At 64.2% G+C, this 26093-nt stretch carries 16 protein-coding genes; 6 read left to right on the top strand and 10 right to left on the bottom strand.

Annotation, left to right across the window (positions count from 1 at the left end):
* Positions 1-165 precede the first annotated feature (165 nt).
* Together AAGA68_19940 and AAGA68_19935 are read left to right on the top strand one after the other, a co-directional pair.
* The gene (locus AAGA68_19940) at positions 166-849 is read left to right on the top strand and encodes a hypothetical protein (GenBank protein MEM9387341.1); all 684 of its coding nucleotides are present in this window, start codon (positions 166-168) and stop codon (positions 847-849) included.
* A gap of 114 nt (positions 850-963) precedes the next feature.
* Positions 964-2610 (top strand): AMP-binding protein, encoded by a 1647-nt coding sequence (locus tag AAGA68_19935; GenBank protein MEM9387340.1) that lies wholly within the window; start codon positions 964-966, stop codon positions 2608-2610.
* 48 nt (positions 2611-2658) lie between these two features.
* On the opposite strand, the gene AAGA68_19930 is transcribed toward AAGA68_19935, so the two are convergent.
* The gene (locus AAGA68_19930; GenBank protein ID MEM9387339.1) at positions 2659-4203 is read right to left on the bottom strand and encodes a hypothetical protein; all 1545 of its coding nucleotides are present in this window, start codon (positions 4201-4203) and stop codon (positions 2659-2661) included.
* Positions 4204-4517: 314 nt separating this feature from the next.
* Between AAGA68_19930 and AAGA68_19925 the strand changes: the two genes are divergently transcribed.
* Positions 4518-5078 (top strand): hypothetical protein, encoded by a 561-nt coding sequence (locus AAGA68_19925; GenBank protein MEM9387338.1) that lies wholly within the window; start codon positions 4518-4520, stop codon positions 5076-5078.
* A gap of 1 nt (position 5079) precedes the next feature.
* Here the strand turns inward: AAGA68_19925 and AAGA68_19920 are convergent, their stop codons facing one another.
* From AAGA68_19920 to AAGA68_19900, 5 genes are all read right to left on the bottom strand, one after another.
* Positions 5080-7779, bottom strand: a complete 2700-nt coding sequence (locus AAGA68_19920) for a glucosidase (protein ID MEM9387337.1) — start codon at positions 7777-7779, stop codon at positions 5080-5082.
* Entirely contained in the window at positions 7776-8540 is a 765-nt protein-coding gene (locus tag AAGA68_19915; protein ID MEM9387336.1) for an ROK family protein, read from the bottom strand. Before AAGA68_19915 ends, AAGA68_19920 begins: the two co-directional genes overlap by 4 nt.
* Before the next feature lie 240 nt (positions 8541-8780).
* A complete protein-coding gene (locus AAGA68_19910) occupies positions 8781-9683 on the bottom strand; it encodes a hypothetical protein (GenBank protein MEM9387335.1) in 903 nt (300 codons plus the stop codon).
* Entirely contained in the window at positions 9673-10950 is a 1278-nt protein-coding gene (locus AAGA68_19905) for a hypothetical protein (GenBank protein MEM9387334.1), read from the bottom strand. Before AAGA68_19905 ends, AAGA68_19910 begins: the two co-directional genes overlap by 11 nt.
* On the bottom strand, positions 10947-16391 hold the full coding sequence (locus AAGA68_19900) for a CHAT domain-containing protein (GenBank protein MEM9387333.1): 5445 nt from the start codon (positions 16389-16391) through the stop codon (positions 10947-10949). The genes AAGA68_19905 and AAGA68_19900 overlap by 4 nt, the downstream gene beginning before the upstream one ends.
* A 491-nt stretch (positions 16392-16882) precedes the next feature.
* Here AAGA68_19900 and ppnN point away from each other — a divergent pair, with 491 nt between their 5' ends.
* Positions 16883-18274, top strand: a complete 1392-nt coding sequence (gene ppnN / locus AAGA68_19895; protein MEM9387332.1) for a nucleotide 5'-monophosphate nucleosidase PpnN — start codon at positions 16883-16885, stop codon at positions 18272-18274.
* A 103-nt stretch (positions 18275-18377) separates the two neighbouring features.
* Positions 18378-20135 carry a hypothetical protein gene (locus AAGA68_19890; protein MEM9387331.1) on the top strand — a complete coding sequence of 586 codons (1758 nt, stop codon included), beginning with the start codon at positions 18378-18380 and terminating at the stop codon, positions 20133-20135.
* A 110-nt stretch (positions 20136-20245) separates the two neighbouring features.
* Here AAGA68_19890 and AAGA68_19885 read toward each other — a convergent pair whose 3' ends face one another.
* On the bottom strand, positions 20246-21214 hold the full coding sequence (locus AAGA68_19885; protein MEM9387330.1) for a sterol desaturase family protein: 969 nt from the start codon (positions 21212-21214) through the stop codon (positions 20246-20248).
* Positions 21215-21711: 497 nt separating this feature from the next.
* Here AAGA68_19885 and AAGA68_19880 point away from each other — a divergent pair, with 497 nt between their 5' ends.
* Positions 21712-21891, top strand: coding sequence for a hypothetical protein (locus tag AAGA68_19880; GenBank protein MEM9387329.1), 180 nt, complete (start codon positions 21712-21714; stop codon positions 21889-21891).
* A gap of 190 nt (positions 21892-22081) precedes the next feature.
* Here AAGA68_19880 and AAGA68_19875 read toward each other — a convergent pair whose 3' ends face one another.
* The 3 genes from AAGA68_19875 to aguB all read right to left on the bottom strand — a co-directional run bounded on the left by AAGA68_19875 (position 22082) and on the right by aguB (position 26039).
* Complete coding sequence (locus tag AAGA68_19875; GenBank protein ID MEM9387328.1) at positions 22082-23866, bottom strand: S8 family serine peptidase; 1785 nt, start codon at positions 23864-23866, stop codon at positions 22082-22084.
* A 139-nt stretch (positions 23867-24005) separates the two neighbouring features.
* Entirely contained in the window at positions 24006-25157 is a 1152-nt protein-coding gene (locus AAGA68_19870) for an MFS transporter (GenBank protein MEM9387327.1), read from the bottom strand.
* Complete coding sequence (gene aguB, locus AAGA68_19865) at positions 25158-26039, bottom strand: N-carbamoylputrescine amidase (protein ID MEM9387326.1); 882 nt, start codon at positions 26037-26039, stop codon at positions 25158-25160.
* Positions 26040-26093 lie beyond the last annotated feature (54 nt).

The following is a 26093-nucleotide window of genomic DNA, read 5'->3' as shown; positions in this document are numbered from 1 at the left end:
CGGCCACGCGCGTGCGCCCGACACAACTACGCGTGGTCGTAAGCGCTGCACGAGGTGTAGTCTGTACCCGGGAGGGAGCGGGCCGAGGTCCATACCGTAAGCGCCGCACAGTTCGCGAAAGTGCAGTCGCCAAACGCGACGTAAGCAGCAGGTGGGAGCACGCTCATGAAAATGCCGCCCGCACGAACCATCGCCCACGCGATGTGGCTGGGGCTTGTGCTGGGCACCGTCTGGGCGCCCCAGGCCCTTCGCGCACAAGCGCTCGCACCCGACACGTCGGCAGCGCTCGACCTCCCAGCTTGCGACACCCGAGCGCCTGGCGAGGACTGGCGAGAGCAGGTCGCGTCGAGCAGCTTCCCGCGCCCGTGCACCGTTTACTACTACCCCTACCCACAAGGCCCACGCTTCTCATCACTGCACGTTTGGGGTGATACCGGTTGGTACGCGGTGGGCTCCGGTCTGTCGGCGCTGTTCCCGCTCACCCCCTGGCAGTCCCGCTTCCCCTATCCAGCTTACCCGACGCGCTACGCCGTCAGGCCGCGTGGGAGGGCAGCGCCCGCGCTCCAAGCCCACTCCGCCCTCGGCCGCCCCTCGCGCCCGGCCGCCAGGCGCCAGGAAGCGCCGTGGGCAGCCGCCGCTCAGCGCCAAACGAATCCGCAGCAGTGGAAGTTCGGCGACGGCGCGAGCGTATCGCTGGCCAACGCCCGGGCGCTGGCCGCATCCCGATCAAACGCAAGCGCTGGAAGTCGCACGGCACCTTCCCGTTCCTCATCACCCAATGGCCGACAGCGGGTGAAGCCCACCCGCATGGCTCGGTCGACCCACCCGCGCTATCGCCAAAGGCACTGACGGCAAGCCAGCACGAGCCATCTCGCGGGCGAGGGGATTCGGGGGTCGAGAACATCGACGCGATGCCACGGCGCGGTAGACTGGCCGAGACTGCAGCAACCCCAGGAGCGAGCCGTGAGCCAGCAACCGCCGCAACCTCTCCCCTACGACAGGCTCTGCGCGCAGTTCCACTGGGAGCGGCCAGCGCGCTACAACTTCGTTGGCAACACGATCACGCACTGGGCTCGGACCCAGCCCGACGCCGTCGCCCTGCACTGGATGGACGCCGACGGCAATAGGGTGCTGCGTACCTTCGCTGAACTGCGCGACGATGCGGCCCGCGCCGCCGGCGTGCTAGGCACGCTCGGCCTCGCACCGGGCGATGCCGTGCTACTGATCCTCTCGCGGGAGCAACGCTGGTGGGAGCTCATGTTGGGCTGTCTACAGCTCGGCGTGGTGGTCTCGCCCGGCACGACGCAGCTCAAGGCCAAGGACATCGCCTACCGCCTGCAAGCGGCGAAGGCACGCGCGGTGATCACCAACGCTGCGGTAGCGCCGCAGGTGGACGAGGCCCTAGCGCAGACTGCTTGGAACGGCGCACGCGTAAGCCTATCGCCAGGCCTTGCCCCAGGCTGGCAGTCCTATGAATCCCTGCGCGCCGAGGTACCGCCACAGCCGAGCGCGACCGACACGCCCGCCGACTCCCCGGCCCTGTGCTACTTCACCTCCGGCACCACAGGCCAGCCTAAGCTCACGATTCACCGCCATGACTACCCTCTCGGCCACCAGGCAACGGGGCACCACTGGCTGCAGGCGGGCCCGGGATCGCTAATCTGGAACCTCTCGGACACGGGCTGGGCGAAGGCTGCTTGGAGCAGCCTCTTTGCCCCCTGGTTGACCGGGGCCGGCGTGTTCGCGCTCCACGCCGAGACCTTCGACGGCGAGCAGATCCTCGCCACCCTCGCCGACTGCCCCGTCACCACCCTGTGCGCCCCTCCAACGATCTACCGCCTGTTTGTGCGCTCCGGTCAACTCGCCCCAGATCGCTCCCACTCGCTGCGTCACTGCGTGAGCGCGGGCGAACCCCTCAACGCGGAGGTGATCGCCCTTTGGCAACAGCAAACGGGACTGGAAATCTTCGAGGGCTACGGTCAAACGGAGACCATTCTGCTGTGCGGCAACTTCCCGGGCGTGCCAATCCGCCAGGGCTCCATGGGCGTGGCCGCCCCAGGCGTCGACCTACAGGTGATCGACGAGGCCGGGGCGATCCTGCCGATCGATACGGAAGGTGACATCGCAGTGAACGTCCATCCCGAGGCGAAACCGCAGGGCATGTTCCTCGGCTATCAGGACGATGAGGCACGCACCGCCAGCACCCGTCGCGGTGACTGGTACCTCACGGGCGATCGCGCCGTGCGCGACAGCGAGGGTTACTTCTGGTTTGTCGGTCGCGCCGATGACGTCATCTTATCTTCGGGCTACCGCATCGGCCCCTTCGAGGTGGAGAGCGTGCTCTTCGAGCATCCCGCGGTGGCGGAGTCTGCGGTCGTTGCGAGCCCCGATCCCACGCGCGGTGAGCTTGTCAAGGCCTTCGTGGTCTTGGCGACGGGGCACGTGCCGAGTGCGGCGTTAGTCAAGACCCTGCAACAACACGTAAAGGACGCGACGGCGCCCTACAAGTACCCGCGGAAAATCGAGTTCGTCGAGGCACTGCCGAAGACGATCAGCGGCAAGATCAAGCGCAAGGAGCTGAAGGCCCGCGAGTGGGCAAGGCGCAGCTAGTGCGCCGACGCCGTGCAGCCACCTGCTACCTGACCGACCGCCCGGCGCTCACGGCGCGCTAGCCGAGGCGCACGTCTGCGCATTAGCGCGCGCGTCGTAAGGCAGCTCGCTTACGATGTTGAAGACGCAAACGGTGTAGGTGAACGGCGCCTCGGATGCGCGCAGGCTGCTGAGCACGACGACGCCGTTGGCGTCCGTCGTGCCACGCAGTGTCTGCACGATACCGCCGAAGGCGCGCGCCGTGACGATGGCGCCGGCCACTGGCGTGCCGTCGGTGTCCTGCACGCTCACAGCGACCTCAGCCCCGAAGCGATTTCCCCGCGGGAAGAACCCCGGGTCGATGGACGCCACCCGACTCGCACCCTCCGGGACGAGACTCGCGAGGTCGTACACGTAAGCGGCCCCGGAGCGCTCGCCGTTGGCCTCATCACCCTCGGCGCCCACAATCACCCGCATGCCATCGATACCCACGGCGGTGGCGAAGAACTGCTCCGGCGCGGGGTCGCTCGGCCGTAGCTCGGCGATGAAACCGCCGGCCTCTATGTCGTACACCCACGCGCGCCCCGTGGCCGAACCGATGGCGATCAAGGCGCCGTCCATGGAGACGTCGAAGCCGAACTGCTCGAGGGGCGCGGCACCCTCGAGGGTGATCTTGAGCAGTTCCTCTCGGGTGATCAGATCGAATAGGTACACCGCACCCGTATCGACACCGCCTGCCCCATCGGCAAATGGCGTGGCGATCGCCGCCATGGACCCTGAGATCGCCAGCTGGTAGCCGAAGAGATCTTGGGGGGCAGCATCGCTCGCTCGCAAAATTGCTAACTCCGCACCGGTGTCGGGATCGAGTAGGTAAACGGACCCCGAGCTCGAGCCGGCGTCGTCGTTGAAGGGAGCGCTGGCGATGGCGAACTCGTCGGAGATCGCCACATTGGTGCCGAAGTTGTCGGCGAAGGCAGCGTCGCTGGCGAACACCTTGATCGCGGTGCCAGCGACGTTGTCGTACAGGTAAACGGCGCCGCCACCCCCGTTCGCGCCTTGATCGTCCTCGCCCGTATCACCTCGGGCACCGATGATCATGCGGGCGCCATCGGCACTGACCGACACGTGCTCGCCAAAGGCGCTGCCTGCTTCCATGAACGGCGGCGGAGAGAAAGGGAGGAGCCGTTCGGTCTGTTCGCGGTCAACAACGCTGAAGGTATACGCCGCGCCGGAGAAGACTCCCTCCGTCTCGTTGTTGGGGCCGCCGATCAGGGCGACATCGCCGCCGAGGGCCACGTCTTCGCCAAAGCCGTCCTCGGCTGGCGAGTCGTCTCCCGGCTGCGCCACCTGCGTAAGGCGCGAGAGTTGCTGGCCGCTTCGCAAGTCAAACAGGTAGGCCGCTCCCGAGTTTGGCGCGGCGCCATTGGCGAAGGGCTCTCCAACCAAACCGATCGGCCCAGAGACGTCGACGCTGCGACCGAAGCGATTGCTCGGCGCTCCTTGCGCGGGCACCAGCTTGAGCTCTTCGAACAGCACAGGCGTCTGGGCGCCCGCGAGCACGCACGCGGTCAGTCCCACGACCAGTCCTGCAGTGCAATAGGCGTACTTGGGCACCGGTGCCTCCCCAATGGCGCGACGTGCGCGAGCTACCCGCACGAGTGTAGGGATTGAATCTCACAGATCTCTAACGAGGAGCCGATACCTTTTCGAACGCCGTCGCCCTGCTGCGGAAACCGGAGCGGGCGACGCGACGCAGCAGATCACCCAACTTTCGGCAAGCCCTCATGGCCGCCCGACTTCGTCCCGCGACATCAACTAGCTGAGTACCTACGCAGCGCGCCACTTTACGCCTCGGGAGACGACACGCTACCCTCAGACCCATCGCGAGCCTCCGCCCAGCCGGGGGCGGATCCACGGGGGGAATCGATATGCGCCCATTGCTCCTGCTCGGCCTGCTCCTCGCCAACGCCGCGCACGCCGCCACCGTGTTCACGGGGCTCGACGTGAGCTTTAGCAAGGATCCCTTCGCCGATCCGCAGTTGGCGGAGAACCAGGATCTCCTGACGGACAACGTCGTCCTCACACGCGACAGCGTGCAGGGCTTGTTCAACATCGCCGTGGAAGGCGCCTTCGTCGACGGCAGCCCCACCGGCACGCTCTGGGCCTTCGCCGGCCTCAACGGCAACCCGGCGGACATCAGCGCCGAGGACTTTGCCGATCTGAGCTTCACCGACTGGGAGAGCTCCCTCGGCGGTCGCGGCGAGCTAGCCTTCAACATTCTCGACCGCCTCGGCGTTATCTACCTAATAGAGGATGACATCTACCTAGAAGTTCTATTCACCGACTGGGGTCGGGGCGGAGGCGCCGGTGGCAGCTTCTCCTACTTTCGGTCGGATCTGAGCGCGATTCCGCTGCCCGCGGGGCTGCCGCTGCTGCTGTCCGGATTGTTCGGTCTCGGCTTCCTCGGCCGACGCTCGCGCGCCCAATAGCTTACGACGCATCGGGGCTGACAGGCGCGCCACCTCCGTGGCGGCGGATAAGTTCGGCCACCAGCGCCGTCCAACCGGTCTGGTGGCTCGCGCCGCGCCCAGTCCCATCGTCTCCGTGGAAGTACTCATGGAAGAGAAGGCGCGACTTCCATTCGGCCGTATCGGGCAGGCCCATGCCCGCCAGGGCGGGACGCCAACCGCCACGCGCTGGGTCAGGTAGAAACAAGCCGATCAAGCGCCGCGCCAACTCCTCACTCACCGCCCCCAGGGGCACGCGACGCCCCGAACCCGCGGGAAGTTCCGCCGTCAGCGTTTCGCCGTAGTAGCGGTGGTAAGACGCCAACGCGTCTACCATCATGAAGTTCAGGGGGAACCACACCGGTCCACGCCAGTTCGAGTTGCCGCCGAACATCCGCGAGCTCGAGTCTCCTGGCTCGTAGCGCACCTCGTGCCGCTCACCGGCGAGATGCAGGACGAAGGGATGGGCCTCATGCTCGCGCGATAGGGCCCGCAGGCCGTGGTCGGACAAGAACTGCTCAGGATCCAACACCCGCTCCAAGACTCGGCTGAGCATGCCGTCATCGAGTATCGACAGCAGCCGCCGACCTCCCTCCCCAGGCTGCAGGAGTGAGTGGACCTTGTCGGCGAGGTGAGGGCGGTAGCGGCCGAGCCAATCGAGGCGCCGCCGAAAGCGCGGCAACTTCTCCAGCAGCTCAGGCTCCAGCACCTGCACGGCGAACAGGGGCACCAAGCCGACCATGGAGCGGATCTTCATCGCCAGCCGTGTGTCATCGTCGAGGTGGATGACATCGTGGAAAAAGCCGTCTTCCTCATCCCACAGGCTCGGATGCTCCGGACAAACGGTTCTCATCGCCTTCGCGATGGCCAGAAAGTGCTCGAGAAACTTGGTGGCGACGTCTTCGTAGGCAGGCCGCGTCTGGGCAAGCTCCAGGGCGATGCGCAGCATGTTGAGGCTGAACATGGCCATCCAACCGGTGGAGTCTGCCTGCTCGATGTGTCCGCCCGTGGGCAGCGGACGGCTGCGGTCGAAAACACCTATGTTGTCCAGCCCCAGAAAGCCGCCGGCGAAGATATCGTTGCCATCGCGATCCTTTCGGTTCACCCACCAGGTGAAGTTGAGCAGCAGCTTGTGAAAGACGCGCTCGAGAAACTGCGTATCTGCACGGCCAGTCATCTGCTTGGCTATCTCGTAGACCTGCCAGGTGCCCCACGCGTGGACCGGCGGATTCACATCGCCAAGCGCCCACTCGTAGGCGGGGATCTGCCCGTTGGGGTGCATGTACCACTCGCGCAGCATTAGGACCAGCTGGCGCTTGGCCCACTCCGGGTCCATGCGCGCGATCGGCACCACGTGGAAGGCGAGGTCCCAAGCGGCGTACCACGGATACTCCCAGCCATCCGGCATGGAGATGACATCGCGATTGTAGAGGTGACGCCAACGGTGATTCCGCCCGCGCAACCGCTCCGGCGGGGGCGGAGGCGATGCCGGATCGCCGGCCACCCAGTGCTCGACGCTGTAGTGGTAGAACTGCTTGGTCCAGAGCAGACCCGCCATCACCCGACGTTGCACATCCCGCTCCTCAGCCGACAGGTGCGGTCCGGACAACGCCGCATGAAACTCATCGGCCTCGCTTAGGCGGCGTGACAGGGTGTTGTCGAATCCGGCGAAGGGATCGACCTGTTGATGATCTGCGAGGCGCACATCCACCGTGAGGTGCCCTCCCGCCGGCACCTCGTAGCAGAAGTGGTAGGCGGCCTTGGTACCCTCGCGGGCCGGGTTCACAGCATCTTGCCGTCCTTCCACCACCGCATCATGGAAGGCGTCCTTGACGTAGGGGTAAGTGTTCGCGTGCTGATGCACGCGCTCGTGGTTGGTTTCATTCTCCGTAAAGAGCAGCGCTGGATCCGCGTCACCGTCGCTGCGCGCGTAGAGCCATCGCGTGCCGAGGTGACGCTCGTCCGCCCGGACCGCACCCCCTTCGGCCGCCGCAAGTGCGGGACGTCTGTCGTCGTGACCCCAGGACCAGGTGTTCGGAAACCACAGCTGAGGCAGCACATGCAGGGGGGCCGGATCGGGGCCTCGGTTGTAGGCAGTGATCCGAACGATTAGGTCATCCTGAGACACCTTCGCCTGCTCGATGACGATGTCGAAGTAGCGACCCTCGCCAAGGGCATCGCCGATGACGTCGACCAGCTCGAGTTCCCGTTCATCGGTGCCGCGCTTGGCGCCCTCAGCGACGAGCTCCTCGTAGGGGTAAGGCACCTGCGGGTAGACGTAGAGCATCTTCATATAGGCGTGACTGGGCACACCGTCCAAATGAAAGTAGTACTCCTTGACGTCCTCCGCGTGGTTGCCCTCGTGGCCCGTGACGCCGAAAAAACGCTCCTTCAGCATTCGATCTACGCCGTTCCAAAAGGCAAAGGCCAAGCAGAGGTTCTGGTGACGGTTGCAAAGCCCTGCGATACCATCCTCGTTCCAGCGATACACGCGGCTACGTGCATGCTCGTGCGGGAAGTAGCGCCACGCGTCGCCATCGCGGCTATAGTCCTCGCGCACCGTACCCCAGGCACGGTCCGCCACATAGGGGCCCCAGTTTTTCCAGTCCGCCCGACGAGCCTCGGATTCGATTAGGCGCTCGTGCTCTGCCGATGTCGCAGCCCGGTGGATAGGATCGCTCATAGGTTACCGGCGGGATCGCCCTGGGACGCACCCTTCGCGTCGAGTCCCTCGTGCCACAGCCGAGCGCCACCTGTCATGCCCTCCACGTTGGAGAACAGACGTACGCAATCGGGTAGATCGCCCTCCAGGTGCTTTGCGTTGCCGCCGCCTAGGTGCAGTCGATCGTAGTTCCAGATCGGCGCGAGGTCCGCCAGCATTCGATGCACGCGCTCCGACCAGTCGCTGTTGCCCTTGCGCTTGCGCGCCTCATTCGACACGCGCTCCTCGTAAGTGTCGCCCTTGCGCCACGCCTGGTGGGCGAGCTCTAGGTTGGGGACGAGACGCCCGTCGGCGAACACCGCTGAACCGAGCCCCGTCCCCAGCGTGAGGACGAGCTCCGTTCCCTCGCCGGTGATGACGCCGAAACCCTGCAGGTCCGCGTCGTTGACGGCGCGGGTCGGCTTACCCGTCAGCTCGCCAATGCGGTGGGCCAGGGGGAAGCCTGCCCACGCCTCGGTGCCGAGATTGGGCGCTGTGCGCACGACACCCCGTTGCACGACGCCCGGAAACCCCACCGACACCCTGGCATGCGCCGGTTGAGAGGAGATCATGCCCTCGAGGACCGCCGTCACACCTTCCGGGGTGGCAGGCTTGGGTGTCAGCTCGCGGGCGCGCTCATTGATCGGGTGCCCGGCCTCGTCGAGGACGATCATCTTAAGCCCCGTGCCGCCGATGTCGATCACGAGGGTTTGGGACGTTGCGGTGTCTTGCTTAGCGGGCATGCTGAGTCCGTCTGCGGATAAAGTCAGGAGGCTAGCCTGGATGCCGGTCTCACTCCAGGGCAGACCTCATGCCGCGCCGCGGCCTGCGCTCCGAGACCGCAAGGGGGACACGCTTGCTCCACGCTCCGAGGCACGGCTCGCGCCTGGAAAATGCTCGAACCGCAGCGCCACCCGACGCCTAAAGGACCTGATCGACCCCGACCGCCCTGCGCAAACGACCCGGCGCCCCACACGCTGCGCCTAGCCTGACGGCGAGGCCACCTGATGGGCGCGGCGCGTGACGATACTGAGGGCCACCTCGATATCGGTGGTGCGTTCGAGTTGCTCGCACTCCCCCAGCTCTAGCCCGTTGGCGCGACGATAGCCGGCGACCCCGACTGCCGATAGGGCTTTGCCCAGGCCACCCATGGGCAACCCGATTCTCCGGACCACCTTGGACTGCAGCGTGCCGGGCCTCGGACGCTCACCCTGACGCTGCAGCAACGGACTGGCGAGATTGCCCTTCAGCGCCTCCCACACCACTCGCGTGGAACCGCCGAACGCTGGCAGTAGGTACAGGGGCTTTCCCTGGGCGAGGGCGAAGTAAGCCTCCTCGAGGATGCCCGCGTAGAACCCGTCATAGTCATCTACACGCCCGCCAAGACATATGCGACAACCCGGGGCGAGCAAACGCGTAAGGCATGTACGCAAGACCCAAAGCTCGACCACGCGATCCTCTTGCCAGCCCGCGGGCAGCTTGAACCCCAGATCCACAAGGTTGCGCTCCGGGTCCTCATTCTCCACCGCATCTTGCAGGGTGCGAACGGCAAGCACGCCCCCACCGTAGCGCTCCGCTTCTTCCGCCGCCACGCTCAGCGGCTTCCCTCCCGATGGGACTAGGTTGAGCAAGCGCTCGCCCTTCGGGTCGTTCATCAGCGAGCCTTCCGATACCGCCGACTGCGCGTAGGCTCCGATGGCATCCATCACACCGTCCGCCCGCCAATCGTGACCGAACAGCACCCGGTCACCAAGAGAGATGAAGTGCTCCGCCAAGCGGATCAGCACCTGATTGAGTGCCACCCTATCGAAGCCCATGGCGCGGGACTCTCGACTCCCACCCACGGAGACGCTGACGGTGAAGCGAGGCGATGAGCTAGGCGGCATGGCGAGACTTACCCAGTAGCCTCTGGCGTAATTCGGCGAGGGTATAAAATCTGATCCGCACATCGGACTGACCGAGAATAGATCTGGCCGCCGTGGCGTGTACGCCGTGTAGCGCGGGTTCAGGGTAGATCACGTACCCAAGCTTCCAAGAACCTGCCCGCCTGTTGATCTCGGCGCGGGCACCCGCGAGTGACAATTCACTCGGTGCGTGAGGCAATACCACGAATGGAGGCAGCCTACGCGGGTGAAGGCGCCTCAGCAACTCTGCGACCAGGGCCTCGATGCGCAGCAGGCGAACATCCGCGGTCAAGGCACAGACCAGCACTCGAAGGAGATTGCCGTCGTGGATACGCACCGTGGTAGCGCGTCCAAAGGGCAGACGCTCCGGGCGATGGTGTTGCTGCGTGCGCAGGTCCACCACCACGATCGGCATGCCATGGGTCTCCGCCTGCAGGTACTCCTTGCGGCACCACGTGCGCGTTTCGTACGCCTCTGTGCGCAGGGCGATCATCACACTCGATGACGAATGGCGCAGTAGCTCCTTTTGCCAATTCTCGCCTGGCTTAATGTCGACGGCGTCGTAATAGACCCTGCTGACCTCCTCGCTGGTCTCCTTCTTGCTCTTCTCATTCTTCGGCCGAAAGCGTAAACGCATCACCAGGTTCAAAAGTGATAGCGCTGTCGGGATACCATCGATCTTCGCATGACTGAGGAACAGGGTCGGCTCTCGGGTCTTGCGCCGCCTCCCGCCCCCTTGCGCCTCAGAACCACGCTTAAGCCCGTACTCGAGCAACCGCAGGCGTACCTGTTGCAGTACTTCGAACGCCAGCTGGGGTTGTTGGAGGTCCTGCTCGCGCACCCGATCCGAGGGTGCAGCCTGCTGCACATCAGTGAGCTCGATCTTCCTAGGGAGGTAGTATTCCATCAGCCCGATGCGCGCTGAGTGATGCGACGACAGGTCCTCGACAACGCTGCGTAGCTTCGGGTTCGCTACGGAGGGTTGCAGCACTACCATCACCGTGAAGACCGCCGCATCGAGCATCGCCGCGGCATGGTGCTCTTTGAAATCCTCGCCGGTGGGGTCCTGCGGGATTAGGACCGGAACACCCGTATTCAGGGCGCCGTCCAGGTACGTGCCCGCTATTCCGCTACTGTCAAAGGCGCTTCGGATGGTGCGCGCGTAGGCATCGGTGTCTCGATCGGAAGCCGGACGAAGCACCACCACCTGGATCGCGGTGGCGGTCACCGACGCGCCCCCCCGGCTCACCCAGCGACTCCCTTGACAAGCTCGATGAACCGCGCCTGTCGTTCAACAGAGCGGCGCTCTCGTACCGCACCCAAGGGGCTTGAGAGCAATGCTTGTCGACGCGCCCTTTGCTCCTCGGCAGCTTCAGCTCGATCGGACTCCACGCAAATCAGCTGCTTGGCCGCGAGTGCATCCAGCACGTAAGTCAGATCCCAGAAGTTCTCGGCATCGTTCGCAGCAATGCGAGCAAGCGACAACACACCTTCACACTCCTCCTGCAGTTCCTCTAGGCTGGGAAACCCATGCTTGGACGCGCCGAAATCCCGCTTGGACAGAGCGTAGAGCAACGCAAGCCCAACCAGTGCATTAGTCTGTGCGTACAAGTCCGCCCCCACCTCGTCGGCCGCAGCTCGGTAGCGCTTGGCCATTTCCACCAAGGCATCGATAGCCTTACGACGACCGGACTGCCCTGCCGTCACGCCCAACAGCTCGATCATCGCCGTGCTCTTGTAGGCGCTAGCGAGGATTGCCTCACGCTCTGGTGTCGTCGCGATCGCCATCAGGTGCTGGAGCTCGTCCACCGACTGCACCACCTTCGCCAACGCCTCCTCCTTTGCCTGCGGCGTCAGTAGACTTGTGCTGGCTAGCTCGACGGCGATTTCTCCCGCCCAGCGTGCACGGAGGTTCGCGCGCTGCTCGATCGCACGAATTGGGACGCCGCTGCCCTCCTTGGCGTTGACGATAGCTCTGGTGTAACAGTCGATCGCCGCCCCGAAATCGCCGAGATTGCCCCAGAGCTCCCCCATGGCGGTGTTGATGTCCGATCTGTGACGCCATGCCTCGGGGATCGCCTGCTCGATGCGCTCGACACCACGCCGGCTGTATTGCCGGGCGTCTTCCCTGCCCTGCTGGACCATCGCACTGAGGTTCAGTAGGTCCACTTCCGCTTCGCCGGGATCCACGTAGCGCGCTGGTGTAAACGTGCCCTGCTCGTTCTCTCGCACGACCAGGCGAAACTGAGGATTTCCATAGCACTGATAGGCCGCCCAGGTATTGGAATCGGGGGCCTTGTCGTAGGCCGCTCGGCGAGCTGCGACCACCGCCTCGCCAAAGTTCTCGCCTTGGAGCATGCGCTCGTAGAAGACATCGGCGAACTCGCCCGCGGCGTCATCTTCCACCGCCCACCCCGTGGCCACGACCGCCTTCACGCCCATGCGGATGAACTCCGTGGCGAGGTTGCCGGCCAACAAGTGGCGGTCGGCCCGCGCATCCTGCTCGCCGGGTCCGTCTGGATTATCGATGGCGCCTAGGTAGCAGCAGTTGATGAACACGAGTTCTGGGGTGACGGGGAGCTGGCGGATCTCGCCGGGTGTCAGTAGGGGCCGCTCCGCCGTACGTTGCGCATAGCTATCGCCATCCACGGGCCCGATGATCATGCCAGTGCGGGTGGGATCATCGGGATCGAAGACCCCATGACCGGCAAGGTGCAACAGGCGGTACTCCCGTTTGAACAGGGCGCACAACACATCGGCGGTGCCCATCGGCGCCCGTCCACGGACAAGGCTGTTCTTAGCGTCCCAACCCTTGCGCTGAAGGCGCGCCATGACGGTGAGTGCCTCGCGGCGAGCCCCGTCCAACTGCAGAAAATCGAGATCACCGGCGGGGGTCGGGTCACCGAGCACGAATGCTGTCAGCTCACTCGAGTGGGTGACCGCACGAGGGCGCTCCTCCCGCAAGCTGCGCAGCAGGCCCGTGGTGGCGGGTCCGGGCTCGCGATCCGCGTCGAGGCCGCGATCGAGGAACAGCTCCCAGGGGTAGCTCGCCGCCTTCGTATCCACCACGAGTACGACGTTGCGCCCTTCCGCCGCCGCTCGCTTGAAGTCGTGAGGCAGCATCAGCTCGAACAACGCCTGGCGGTCGCAGAGTGCATCCCGATCCCCGGTGAGGGCGTTGGCGAGCAGCTCCTCGATCAACCGCCACTGCACGATGACGCGGTGCTCGGCCGAACGCGCGCGATCGGCGAGCGCGGTGAACTTGAACCCCAAGGGCATCCCGCCCGGGTCCGTGGCCGACGCCAGCCGCTCGATGGTCAAACGTGTCCACCACGCATTACGGGTCTCGAACACCATCCGACGGCGTCCGCCCTTGCCCGGTCGCAAATGCTGTTCGGCGCTCAACCAGTTCGTAAAGCGGGCCTCCTCGACTAGCTCGCGAACGTAGTGTTGGGCTTGCACGGCGCGGTCGTGGAAGAGTTCGTAGATCTCCAGCTGGGTGATCGGCGAGAGGTGAGGCTGGGCGCCATCACCGTGCGCACTCACCTGATTGACCTCTTCGATCTTAAGGTTGGTCTGACGAACAGCGCTCAACAGGGCGCGCAGCGAGTCCTTAGTGCCAACGCCGCCCTCGCCACTCGCAATCAGCAACGCCGTCAGCGAAAGTCCCTCCGCGCTCGGCATTAGTTCCCCGCAGCGCGCCGCGTAGCTGCGCATGCCGCGGGCTAACGTCGTGACCAACGCTCCAGGCTCCAAGTCGCCGATCACGCCGAGGCCAACGACCACCGCGCCCTTGCATTTGGTCTCGCCGGCGTGCTCGTCGGCAAAGAAAACGGCCGCTGAGCCGAGGTCCCCCGGGTAATCGTCGAGGCTCAAGCGATGGCTCAGGCGGTAGCCCAAGGTCTCGTCGAGTGCCTGTTCCGCGTTGTAGATCCCGTCATCGAGGTAGTGGCCGATCAGCACCGGGTGCTTAGCCCAACGCAGATCCGCGTGGACCACGCTGACCCTCACGGACACCGTTTCCCTCGCCCAGCCGTCGCTGGCGCCACCGAGGTAATCGTCGAAGATCGAGTCCTCGTCGGGGAAGTACTGAGGATCCGGATCGTCCTCGAGGAAAAACGGTGCATCGCCATCGCGGGCAACCGGCGGCTCCTGGGACAGCTCCGCCGTGGTACCGCGCGTGAGCAGATCGCGGTAGGCGGAAAACGACTTGCGATGATCGAGCAAATTGCCGTGCTTCGTTCGCACGTACCAGGCTTGTGTACCCTTGGGAATGCCCCCGTCCCACAAGACGGTACCGTCTCCACGGCGGCTACCCACGACGCGGATCTTGCCCTCGTCGAGGGCAATGCCCGCGGGCGTCTCGCGTGCACAGCCAGCGACGTACTTGATGTGCTGGTGATGTCGCAAGGGGACGTCCAGCACCCGTCGCGCCGCCGCGCCCGCTTGGCGCAGCATGTTGCCGTTGGGCACAGACCACCCGCGCTCTCGCAGGTCGCGGTACTCGCGCCAGGTGGCCAACGCGAAGTGGTCCGCTTGCTGGTGGGGCTCGCTGCCGGGCTGCGGGAGCAATTGAAGGTAGCCCTGAAACTCGTTGACGACGTCGAGCAACGACTCCTTGTCGTTCAGCTGATCGACCAGCGCCAGCAAGGAGATCATCTTGCCCCGCCCGAGCAGCGAGCGCACGCTCGCGTAGGAGCCCGCGTTCGGTGTGCCTGCCATCACCAGGCGACCGCCAGGCTCCACGATGCGATCCCACACCTCGGGCCGACGCGCCATCATCGCGCGAGCCACCAACCCGCCCATCGAATGGGCGATCAAGTGAATCGGCCGCTGGCCCTGGGTGAGGGCACCCTCAAGCTCATCCGCCAGCTGGTCGCCCAACGCCTCCAAGGAGAGGCGCCAGTCGTAGGCGTAGGGCACTACATTGAAGTGCTCCCGCGCGTACTTCACGAAGCTGCCGTAGGCTCCGGCGTTCAGCGACGTAGCCTCCACGCCAGCCGCGTCGACGGCAAGCTGGTTGATGCACCCGCGCGCCAGATCGAAGAAGTCGAGCCAGATCTTGTTGCCATCCACGCTCAGGTTCGAGCCCAAGATACCAGGCAGGACGTACAACCAAGGCTTCGCCTCGTCGACGACCAGCTCACCCTCAGCGTTGCTCGCCCCCCTGTGAGCTTTCTCGACCGCCTCTGCACGTCCTCGCAGGCTATCGAAGCCGCTCATCTCCTCTCCCCGAAGCGCATCAGCAATCGCCGCGGCGCTTTGCGGATGAGAGAAGTACCCACCGTGGGTCACCTTCGGCACGTGAAACAGGCGGCCATCCGGGCGGCGAATGCCGCGTTTCATCGAGGCCGTGGGCACCACCAGGTCGTGGTCTTCACCGAAGTACCGATCACTGACGAACTCCGCCAGACGACCGGCGATGCCACTGCCCTCGAAGTCACCGGACACTACCGTGAGGTCAGCTTCTAGCGTCGGAAAGGTATTCAGCACGCGCACCGTGGGCGAGTCGACCAGCATCGACTCCAAGCCCGGCAGTTTCATCGGATCGGCACGCAGTTCGGCGGCCGCGGCGAGCACGTCCGCCGCGATGCTCGCGACGTCTGCCAGATCGCCGGCGAGGCCACCTGTGGGCACGCCGAGGGCCTTTCCCAAGGCCTTTGCCGAAGCCTTTGCCACGTTGATGACGACCGACAGCCACAGGTCGAAGCGCCCCTCCATCAAGGTGGTGCCGCGAGCCGGGCAGGCCACGCGAACGAACCGCTCGACGGGTGACCCATCCTTCCTAAACCGATCGCTTAGCGCCCGCAGCGCTTGCTGGTCTTCGTCGCGGGGAAACAGGCCGATCGCGCTCGCGTCGAACACCGGCTCGTCGCGGCCCTTCGCGCCGCGGCCAGCACACAGCAGCTCGCCGACCAGTCCACCCCGCGAGTGGCTGATTAGATGTACCGGCGTGTCGCTCGGCAGTAGCTCAAGGAGGTCGCGCGCGTTCTCGGCGGGACTCTGCGTGATCGAGCGGTGATCGAAGCCATAGATGCGATCGCCGTAGGTGCTCAGCAAGCGATTCCAGCTCTCGGCCTGGGCACGCTTGAGGCTGGCGAAGGAGCCTGGCGTGGTAGAGAAGGTGCCGTGAATGAGGACCAGAATGGGCCCCTCGTCCGTGGCTATCTGCGCCTGACTCGTCACGCACTCACCTAGCACCTCGCCGTCGAAGCGATACAAGCCGCCCACCTGGTCACCGGTGCTCGCTAACCGATCCTTCTCGATCTTCTCCGCCAGCAGGTCGATGGTCGCGTCTGCACCGATCTCCACCAGGTCGATGCCGACGGTCTTCAGGCCCTTCACCGCCCACGCCACCCGCCCGCGGGTGCCGCGAGGATTGCGCACGGGATACTCAAGAGGCAGATCTTGGGGGGAGCGAGCGCGCGCCTTGAAGGGTTGATCGCCCGTGTCCTCGAGGTACTGCTCGACGGTGGTCCACAGCACCAGGCCATCGCCCAAATCGACCTCTAGCAGATCGTTTCCGCGCGCCTGCGCTTCGACGCGCTCGCCGCCCGCGCGGGCGCCAGCGTCACAGGCCACATCCAGGATCACCTTCGCTTTGACGCGCCTGGTGGAAGTGGGCAACTCGCTCTTGGTGCCATCGTCGATCTGTCGTCGACGTCCCTGCAGACGGATCTTCGCAGTCATTGATCTTCCTTGGTGCAGCGCATCGCCGATGTGGCGCAAGCGTGGGCGTAACAATGCGACATTAGCGAATCAAAGGCGAGAGCTGGATGGGCACCGTCAGCGCACGAGCGCTTTTCCGAACGAAACGCTATGGCGAGCCAACGCAACTACTAGCTCCAGCTAGCCGTCGAATCTACCCTATGTGTCCATAGGCACCACTCCCTCTCACACACGCCATTCCTGGAGCCACAAGCCACTTCGCCGCGCCCGCGCCCGCTGTTACGGCCCTGCACTCGCCCACCGTGCGCCGCACCACTATCGCGATCGCGGCGCAGCGCCGCCCTCGGGGCGCACAGGGGCCCAGCTCAGCGCTCGGTGCGGTAGGCAACGGGCTGCCGCCCTCAGGAAGGACTGTCGCAGACAAGAGCGCCCCCTGAGCCCAACAGCGGTAACATCGTGGCCGCAGCGAGCGTCCCCGTCCGCTTCGTCCCTTCACAAGGCAACGAGTCCCCATGAGCAAGCGATTATCTGCCGGCACCGACAGCGACACCGTCTCCGTAGACGTAAATCCCCGCGGGGCCCTCGAGATGCTCTCGCAGCTAGAGGTGGACGTATTGCGCCGCGCCGGCACGGGCAGCGCCGCCGAACTCTTCCGCCGCTGCGCCTTGGCCGTGCTGAACACTAGCAACGAGACTGACGACGCTGCGGCGATCTTCGCCCGCCACGCTGATTTCGCCTGCGAGATCCTCCAGCGCACCCGAGGCGTCCAGCTGCGGATCGCCAGAGCTCCCGCCGGCGCCTTCGTCGACGGCCACATGATCGAGGGTATCAAGGAGCACCTGTTCGCTGTACTTCGCGACGTGCTCTACATGACCACCGTGCTCGAGCAAGACGATCTGTTCGATCTCGATAGCACCACCGGCATCACCAACGCTGTCTTCCATGTGCTGCGAAACGCCGACATCCTGGCGGTTCGTACGCCGCCTAACCTTGTCGTTTGCTGGGGAGGTCACTCGATCGGCCGCGAGGAGTATGACTACTCCAAGGCCGTTGGCTACCACATGGGTCTGCGCGGCCTCGACGTCTGTACCGGCTGCGGCCCCGGCGCCATGAAGGGACCGATGAAGGGAGCTGCCGTCGGGCACGCGAAGCAGCGAAACCGCACCGGGCGCTACATCGGCTTCACCGAACCTGGAATTATCGCCGCCGAGCCACCTAACCCATTGGTCAATCACCTGGTGATCCTGCCGGATATCGAAAAGCGCCTCGAGGCTTTCGTACGAGCGGCCCACGCGATCGTGATTTTCCCCGGCGGCGCGGGCACGGCGGAGGAGATACTGTATCTGCTCGGCATCTTGATGCACCCCGACAACGCCGATGTAAGGCTGCCGTTGGTGCTGACCGGACCGGAGCACAGTCGGGACTGGCTGGAATCGGTCGATGCCTTCCTAGTAAAGGCCCTGGGCGAGCAGGTGCGTGGATACTACGAGGTGATCGTAGACGATGCTCCGGCCGTAGCGGAGCGCGTGAACGAGGGCGTCAGGCGGGTGCGGCGCAATCGCGTAACCACCGGCGATGCGTTCTACTACAACTGGCTACTGCGAATTCCCTACGAGTTCCAGCGCCCCTTTGAGCCCACGCACCAGAATATGGCGGGCCTGCGCTTGGAGCGGGACCGGCCGGTGCACGATTTGGCCGCGGATCTGCGACGGGCGTTCTCTGGCATCGTGGCGGGCAACGTGAAAGAGCCAGGAATTCGCGCCGTGGCTGCGCACGGACCGTTTCGAATTCGGGCGGACGAGACCCTGCTAGCACCGCTGGACGGCTTGCTCAGGGAGTTTGTGGCAGCGGGCAGGATGAAGCTGGTTGGGGAGTACGTGCCTTGTTACGAGGTGCATGGGTAACGGCGCAGCAGTGCGATACCGAACCACCTGCTCGAAAACTGACGTGAGATAAAGTGGCGAGTAGCAACACCCACCAGTAGGCCAACCATAAGGGACACGGTGGATGAAGCTCCTGCACGGCATCACGCCCATTCTGCTGGTATTCGCTACGGGGTGTACCACGCTGTCGACCGCAATCGAGAAGAGTGCGACCGACTACAACGAGGCTGTCGCGAATTCTGCCGACGAGGTCATTCTCGTCAATGTGCTTCGATCAGCCTGCGGCCTGCCGCGTCACTACACCGCCGTCACCCAAGTGACGGGCAACTCGACGCTGACCCTAAACGCCAGCACCACGGCCACGGTCGCGGGCGATTTCACGTCTCGCGAGCTCAATGAGGTACTTAGTACCAATACGAACACCGAGACCAACGTGAGCTCCGGCGACGTCGTCATCTCGGAGGGATCCAACGCACCGGACACCCTTAAGCGGACACTGAACTCCGCGAAAAACACATACACACCGTCCGTTGGTACGAGCTACGTGACCAACCCGAGCTACGTTGTTGGTGTTCTCGCCAACCAAGAGTTTTACCGTGGGATAACGAGTCCGATCTCCACCGGCACATTCGGCCTTTACGTGGCACAGGGATGGCCGTCGGATCTCCTCGCACACACGCTGCTCGAAGGCATCGAGTTCGAGTTCCCGGACGGCACCCGCGTGTATGTCGAGAACGATCCAAGGAATCTCACTTGGAGTAAACTGGTAGACGAGAGTTTCTCTCTGACGCTTTACCGCACGGAGGGCAAGAAGACACCTATCCTGAAGACGAAGGACTTGAGAGCTAAGGACATCCCGGCTCTGTACAAGGCAGGATTCGAAGCGTCTAACTGCAAGGCAGACGCTTGCTACGAGATCAGCCGCAGCGCTAAAGGCGGTGTTTCGCTGACCATGCGCACCTACAAGGATACGGACACTTACGGGTGGTGGAACACAACCTACCAAGCCGCGATCGACGACTTCCCGTACGTCCGATTGGCGCTAGCCAGTCCGGACGACATCTACCTGCCCACCGTTAATGGCGCGCTACCGAGGACTTATCTGCTAGGGGCTCTCTCTCGCTTGACGGCCGGAAGTTCACTCACGCCAGTGGCAACCGGTGCACCGTCCTCCTCCGCAAGCCCAGAGGAGTCCGACAAGGAACCCTTTAGGCTGTTTCAATCCCAGCTATTCGGCGACTCGTTGCGCGCACGCTACCGGCTCTTAGAGACTCCGCCGCCCCCCAACGACAAGAAATGCAAGGCACGCAGTACCGCACTCGCCGCTAAGGCCATGTCTCAAGTAGTCGATATCGCGGCGAAGGATGACGATCCCTTTTTTCAGGCATTTGTGAAGTGGGAGATGACTCGCGACCGCAACTCCGTTGAGCAGCGCCTCGCCAAATCAATGATCGCCTTTTGCGGATTGAACGACGCCGATTACCAAGAGCTACTCGACAGCGAGGAACGTCTGTTCAGACACGCTTTCGAGCCATCAATCACATTGATCACGCGCAGTGCTGATGGTGCCGTAGATGGAGCCGGAGAGTACCTCCGTAGAACCGATAAGATATTGGCAAACCCTGGCTCTACAATTGCCGCTTGCACCGATCAGACGAGCGGCGAGGCGCACAACCGAACGGTCGATGGCAGCGAGCTGTTCGGGCTCAAGTTCGGTGACGACAGCGCTCGCACGTTCATCAATGCAAGTTTCGCAGGCACTAGGATTGGCGTTGACCCGGCGAGCCGAGGCGCCCAAGTCTTGTCATTGATCGATCAGCTGATCAATCTGAACAAGAAAGCTAAGGATTTGCCTAACCAGCAGTTCATAATCACCCAGTGAGAAGTGCTTCCTGAGCTAGGGATAGGGCGGGCGATGTGCTCCGCGGACATGACGGCGCCGGATTGCATAAGGGTAGGACGTTTGATGACGTCCGTAGCATGCGGGGTGCGCTACAGACTGTCGAGCTTCTCCTTCGAGTAAAATGCCATCAACAGCTGATCCTTTATCGACAAGGCCTTCGCCTTGCCAGCACCGATCTGTCCCACCTGCGTATCGCCGCAATAGGTGCCGAACAGCCGATCCCAGAGGATGATGTTGCAGCCGTAGTTGGTGTTGCTCTGCTCCAGCGCATGGGCGTGATGAACATGGTGCTGCTGCGCCGTCGCGAAAAACCAGTCGTAGCCGGGCATCGATTTGAGCGGTAGATTTGAGTGGTTTAGCTTGCCGTTCCACATCCCGAACGCGCCGGAGACGGCCATCACGTAGTCACTAGCACCGAGTAGGGCTAGGGCGACCGGCGTACCGACGGCGAGTGCGAGGTATTCCAGCGGATGGGTGCGAGCGCCGCGCATGCAGCTCATCTTCGTGATGTGATGATGTGTGGCGTGGATGCGCCACCAGAAGGACGACTCGTGCTGCCAGCGGTGAAGCCAGTAGTAGACGAAACTCGCGACCAGCTTTACCGCGAGAGCGGCGGCGATCAGGCCGAGGACTGATTCGGGTTCCAGGGTGATTTGCAGAGGAGCCATGTCTCGCAGGGCGCGGAAGCCCTCGGACAAGGGGGTCTTGTAGTAATCGCTGTACAGGGGCGCCCACAGGAGGCCGCCCATAGCGAGCCAGAAGGCGTCCTCCGCCAGCTCGTGCGGTTCGAGAATCCAGTCCCTACGCTTGGTCCAGATGCGCTCAGCGAAGATGAGCAGCGGCGTGGGTAGGATGATCATGATCAGGGCGAAGAGCTTGTGGTCCCACCACTCGGTCACGATCATCGTGGCGACCAGCAGCATGGACCCGATGACCAGCGTAGGCTGGATGGCGGCGGACAGGTAATCCCCCGCGGTCCAGGCTGCCCTGCTGGCGCCCGCGGTGCGGTGCACGGGCGGGTTGGTGGCTTGCTCTAGGCTAGCTGCTTCGTCCGACATCTCGCTCCTCCCTTAGCTGTCTTGACGCCTCCAATCATTCGTTGTCTGCAGCAATAATCAGGCCACATCTGGCCAATGGGCGGCGGTGGTCACCTATGCGCCATTGCAATCGAAACCGGCACAAAGATGGGCGGGCCGCACGGATCGCCGCAGACGCTACGCTTGTGGGCAAGCAACCGCGCTTGCCCTGAACTGAGTCAGCCAAGCCCTAATGTCGTGCATAGTTTGGACAGAGCTGACCGTGCGGACCCACTGCTAGGAGCGCTTTACTCTCCCTCCACGGCTCCGCATTACCCACTGAATTTTCGACCAATTCTTCACCCTATCGCCGCAGTGGATGACGGTGCGGCCCCGGTCCGTGAGGATGTTGCGCACGGGCACACCCCTTGCATGCTGCCAGTGATCGCGGCCCGGCGGCAGCCGGTCGTATAGGCGACCGAGGAGCTGACGCCGCACCACGATCGATCTGGGGTGACTCACGCGAATGGGAAGTCAGGATGTCCGACAAGCCGCCGAGAAAGCTCTCACACCAAACGAAGGGCCTGATCCTGATCTTCGGTGCAATCCCGATAATCGCGTTTCTAAAAGCGGTGTATGACGACCACGTGATTTTGGGCGCCGTAGCCTCACTAATGTTGGCGTTGGGCGCTATCGAGCTCGGCAAAAAGGACGAGTAGCACTGCGTGGTGGTGCGTGGACCGCGGCTGGGCTCCGACGCTTTCGGCGGCGCGCCGCATCGATTCCCACCATCCCCCACCATCGTCTTCGCGCGTCCAGGCGTCTGCGCTCGGGCCTTCGCAAAAAATAAGGCGCCACCGACCCGCCGGTCAGCAGCGCCTCAGCCCCAGTCAGGGTCGTCCTTCTCAGCTACTCGTTAGGCACCCACCGATCCACCGTCGCGCTACGCGCGTTCGACGCCTCGGACGGCGGCCCCTCTGCCCACGGCAAGGACTGGCTCCATACGTAGCCTTGGGACCAGGTGTAGCCCTGGCTCCACGTGTAACCTTGCGACCAGGTGTAGCCCTGACTCCACGTGTAACCTTGCGACCAGGTGTAGCCCTGGCTCCAGGTGTAGCCCTGCGACCAGGTGTAGCCCTGACTCCAGGTGTAGCCGCTACCTTCCAGTTCCTGGTTGGGCGTGGCCGCCTCCATATCCATCAGATAGAACTCGCCATCGTCGTTCATGTTGGCGGGGCCACCGAAGTGGCGAATGCCGGCGAGGTCGTCGGCGATGTCTAGGCCAACGTTGGCGCAACCTGCGGCGTCGGTCTGCAGCGCGGCGGACACGTCGATGAGGCCCGCCCCCTGCTGAAAGACGCTGAACGCTGACCCGCCGTCTGCGTCGGTCGCACGGCGGGCCGTCGCCATCAGCCGGCACTTCACCTCGTCTGGCGTGAGCTCAGGCTCGGCGTCCAACAGCAGTGCAACTGCGCCGCTGACGACGGCTGCTGCCTGCGAAGTGCCCGACATGGCGTAGTGCCACTCGTTCGGCGCCATGGCTTGGGGATGCTCTACCAGGAGTCGGCTGTCGTCGGGCACAAGGCCCAGCAGGTGGCCGCCGGGGGCGATCACGTCCGGCTTGACGAAGCCCTCGTAGGTCGGGCCGGCGGACGAGAAAGAGGTCACGTGATCGTCCGCGGGAATGTGGGGCGTGTAGTTATCGGTCATCGCGCCCACGGTGATCACGTAGGGCACGTTGCCGGGCACACCGATGCTCATCGGCTCCGGTCCAGTGTTGCCCGCAGATACCACTACCACAATGCCCGCCTTCCAGGCGGCCATGACCGCCTGGTTGATCGGGTCTTCCCAGTAATGCGAGTGGGGTGCTGCGCTAAACGACAGGTTCAGCACGCGGATGTCGTGCTGCTCACGGTTGGAGACGACCCAGTCGATCGCCTCGATCACATCGAGGTAGCTGCCGGCGCCGTCGCCATCGAAGGCGCGCACGGAGATCAGGCTCGCATACGGGGCCACGCCTTCGTATTGGCGGGTACTGCGGTTCCACCCGTCGTTGATGATGATGGAGCCCACGTGCGTGCCGTGGCCGCTCTCATCACCAAAGCCGTACTTCCACCACTGATGAGGGCGCTTCACACGCACATCATCGCCGAGCACGTCCACCTCGACGATCCACTTGGTCCAATACTGCTCGCTGAGGTAATCGGAGATGCCGGTGTCGATCACGGCAACGCCAACGTCGTAGCCGTAGATCTCCAGATCGTGCAATGCGCCAGCGCCGACTTGTGCCGGGTAGAAGGTCGGCACGTACCAAGCGTGCCGCGGAATACTGCGCAGGAAGTCCTCTAGGTTAGAGGTGGCCTCGTTCGCGCTGGAGGCGCGCACGGTCGTATTGTTGAACACCCTCGCATCGGGGTGATGACGCAGGGCTGCAGCCTGCTCTTCGCTCAGTCGCGCGCCGACGGTGTTGATCAGCTCGACGGAGGACACCACCGTGCCGCCCACCTGACGCACGAGCGCCGCGGCCGTCGCAACGTCCCGCGCTTGCACGAGATAGCTCGTAGCGGCACGCAGCGCCTCGACCGGCGCTGCGGCCTGCTCTTGCTCTGAACTCAGCCCATGGTTGGCGTGCGCTGGCTGCGTGACGCCGCTCAGCACCAGCAGCGCTGCGCCTACGGTTGCGAAACCCTTCATCCCTCTCTCCCCGGTACGGAATCGATGTGGGAGTGAGTATCCGCGGTTCAATATCGATGTGCTTGGCAAGCATCCTGTGCAGCAACGGACGAGCTGTGACCAGCGTCAAATAACCAAGGGGTAAAGCCTATTGTATGACTTAATGCTCCGCACGCGATGCCCGCTTCAAGCCGCTCGAGGCGAGCACGATCGCCACAGCGGCGATGGCAAAGGCGCCGAGACCGACGGTCAACACGCCCTCGTAGCTATTGGCAGACACCAGCGTGGCGGTGGCGGCCGGACCGATGCCTGCGCCGGCACCGCTGGCAATCCCCCCAGCAGTGACAACCGCGCCACCGGGATCTAGATCGGCGAGCACGCTTTGGACATAGGGCGTGACGAAGGCCCACGCCACGCTGTGGATGCAGGTGAAGGCGAGGAAGCCCGCGTAAGAGTCTGCACTCAGGATCCCGAGGAGGGAGCCAGCCCCCACGGTAAAGCCGACCAGCGCCGGAAGTGCGTGGCCGAGCCTGCTGCCCAACAGCAAAATCCCAAAGGCACCAGGCATCCCTAGGATCGAGGCGAGCCCTAAGCTGGTGCCGACCTGCGCATCGCTCAGTCCCGCATGGACGGCGATCCGCTCGAGAAAGGCATCCGTGCCCACGTTCGAGGCCTCGCTGAAACACAACGCCACCAGGCCCGCCAGGGCCGGTACCGCCAATAGCAGACGCCACTCGGCGCCTCGAATGGTAATCCCCGCAGCGTCGGCAGCATCCGCAGGCAGGCACCGCACACAGGGCAGTACCAACAGCTGCGCCCCTGCGAAGCCCAGGTACATCGCCCGCACCCCCATCTGCGGCAGGTAGGTCGGGAGGGCCCAGAGGAATACGCCGGCAACCCCGAACTGCAGCATCATGAACAACCCATAGCAGCGCTCGGACTCGGGCTTGCGCGCAAAGGAACTCATCACCGCCGCGTAGGCTGCCCCCTCGCCGAGGGCGTTGAGCATGCGCAAGCTGTAGAACAGCGCGAGGTTTTCGTAGCTCAGGGCCGTCACGACGTTCGTGACGATGGCCGCGCCCAGTCCCATCGTCGCGAGGCGGCGCAGGGGCAGTCGATGCATGCGCAGGGCGCAGATCAGGGCGACGGTAACCGTGCCGATCGCTCCGTACGCTGAGGTGACTCCGGCCTGCGTATCGGTCAGCCCCCCGAAGTCGACCAGTACCCCGATGATGATCGGACCGATGAGAATCGGGATGAGCGCAACGCAGCCGATGAGCGATGCCGCCCAAATCGCGGGCCCGGGAATCACCTAGCGCTGCACGCCGTCGAGAGTCATGAGTGCGCCGTAGCACTCGGGTCGTCGATCGCGGAACACGCCCCACTCGGTCCGGTACCGGTCGCAGAGATCGAGATCGACCGTCGCCAACAAGCTCATCTCGGTACGGTCATCGGCCTGCGCCAGCAGGGCGCCCGTATGATCGGCGATGAAGGAGTTGCCGTAGAAGGACATCTCGAGCTGCGCCGTCTGCGTGGCCACGTCCGCGCCGACACGGTTCGACGCCACGAGGGGCACCATGTTGGCAGCGGCATGCCCCTGCATCACTCGGCGCCAGTGCGCTCGCGAGTCGAGGGATGCATCGCCGGGCTCACTACCGATCGCCGTTGGGTAGAGGAGGAGCTCGGCGCCGCCGAGCACCATGGCACGAGCGGCCTCAGGGAACCACTGATCCCAGCAGATGCCGACGCCGATACGCCCGAGACGGGTGTTCCACACTTTGAAGCCCGTGTCCCCCGGACTGAAGTAGGTCTTCTCCTGGTAGCCGATCGAATTCGGAATGTGGGTCTTGCGGTACACCCCGAGCATGGCGCCGTCAGCATCGAACATACAAACGGAGTTGAAGAAGCTGTTGCCGCTACGCTCGAACCAGGACACGGGCAGCACCACGCCGAGCGACGCGGCGAGCGCCTGGAAGTGGGCGAGGAACGGATTGTCCGCCAGGGGCGTGGCGAGGCGAAGGTGCTCGCCATGCTGCTCGATGCAGAAGTAGGGCGTCTCGAACAGCTCTTGAAGGAGGATGACCTGTGCACCCTTCCCCGCGGCCTCACGGACCATCGCCGTGGCCTTAGCAGTGTTCGCCTCCCGATCCCAGCTGCACGCCATCTGGGCGGCGGCCAACGTCACTTCACGCATCTGCGAGCCCCTTCGATCCTGGACCTAGCGAACACCGATCGCTTCCCGCGTCTT

Source organism: Pseudomonadota bacterium, assembly GCA_039193195.1.
GTDB lineage: Bacteria > Pseudomonadota > Gammaproteobacteria > Steroidobacterales > JBCBZW01 > JBCBZW01.
The sequence above is the reverse complement of the archived record's forward strand: the minus strand, read 5'-3'. Positions and strand labels throughout refer to the sequence as shown.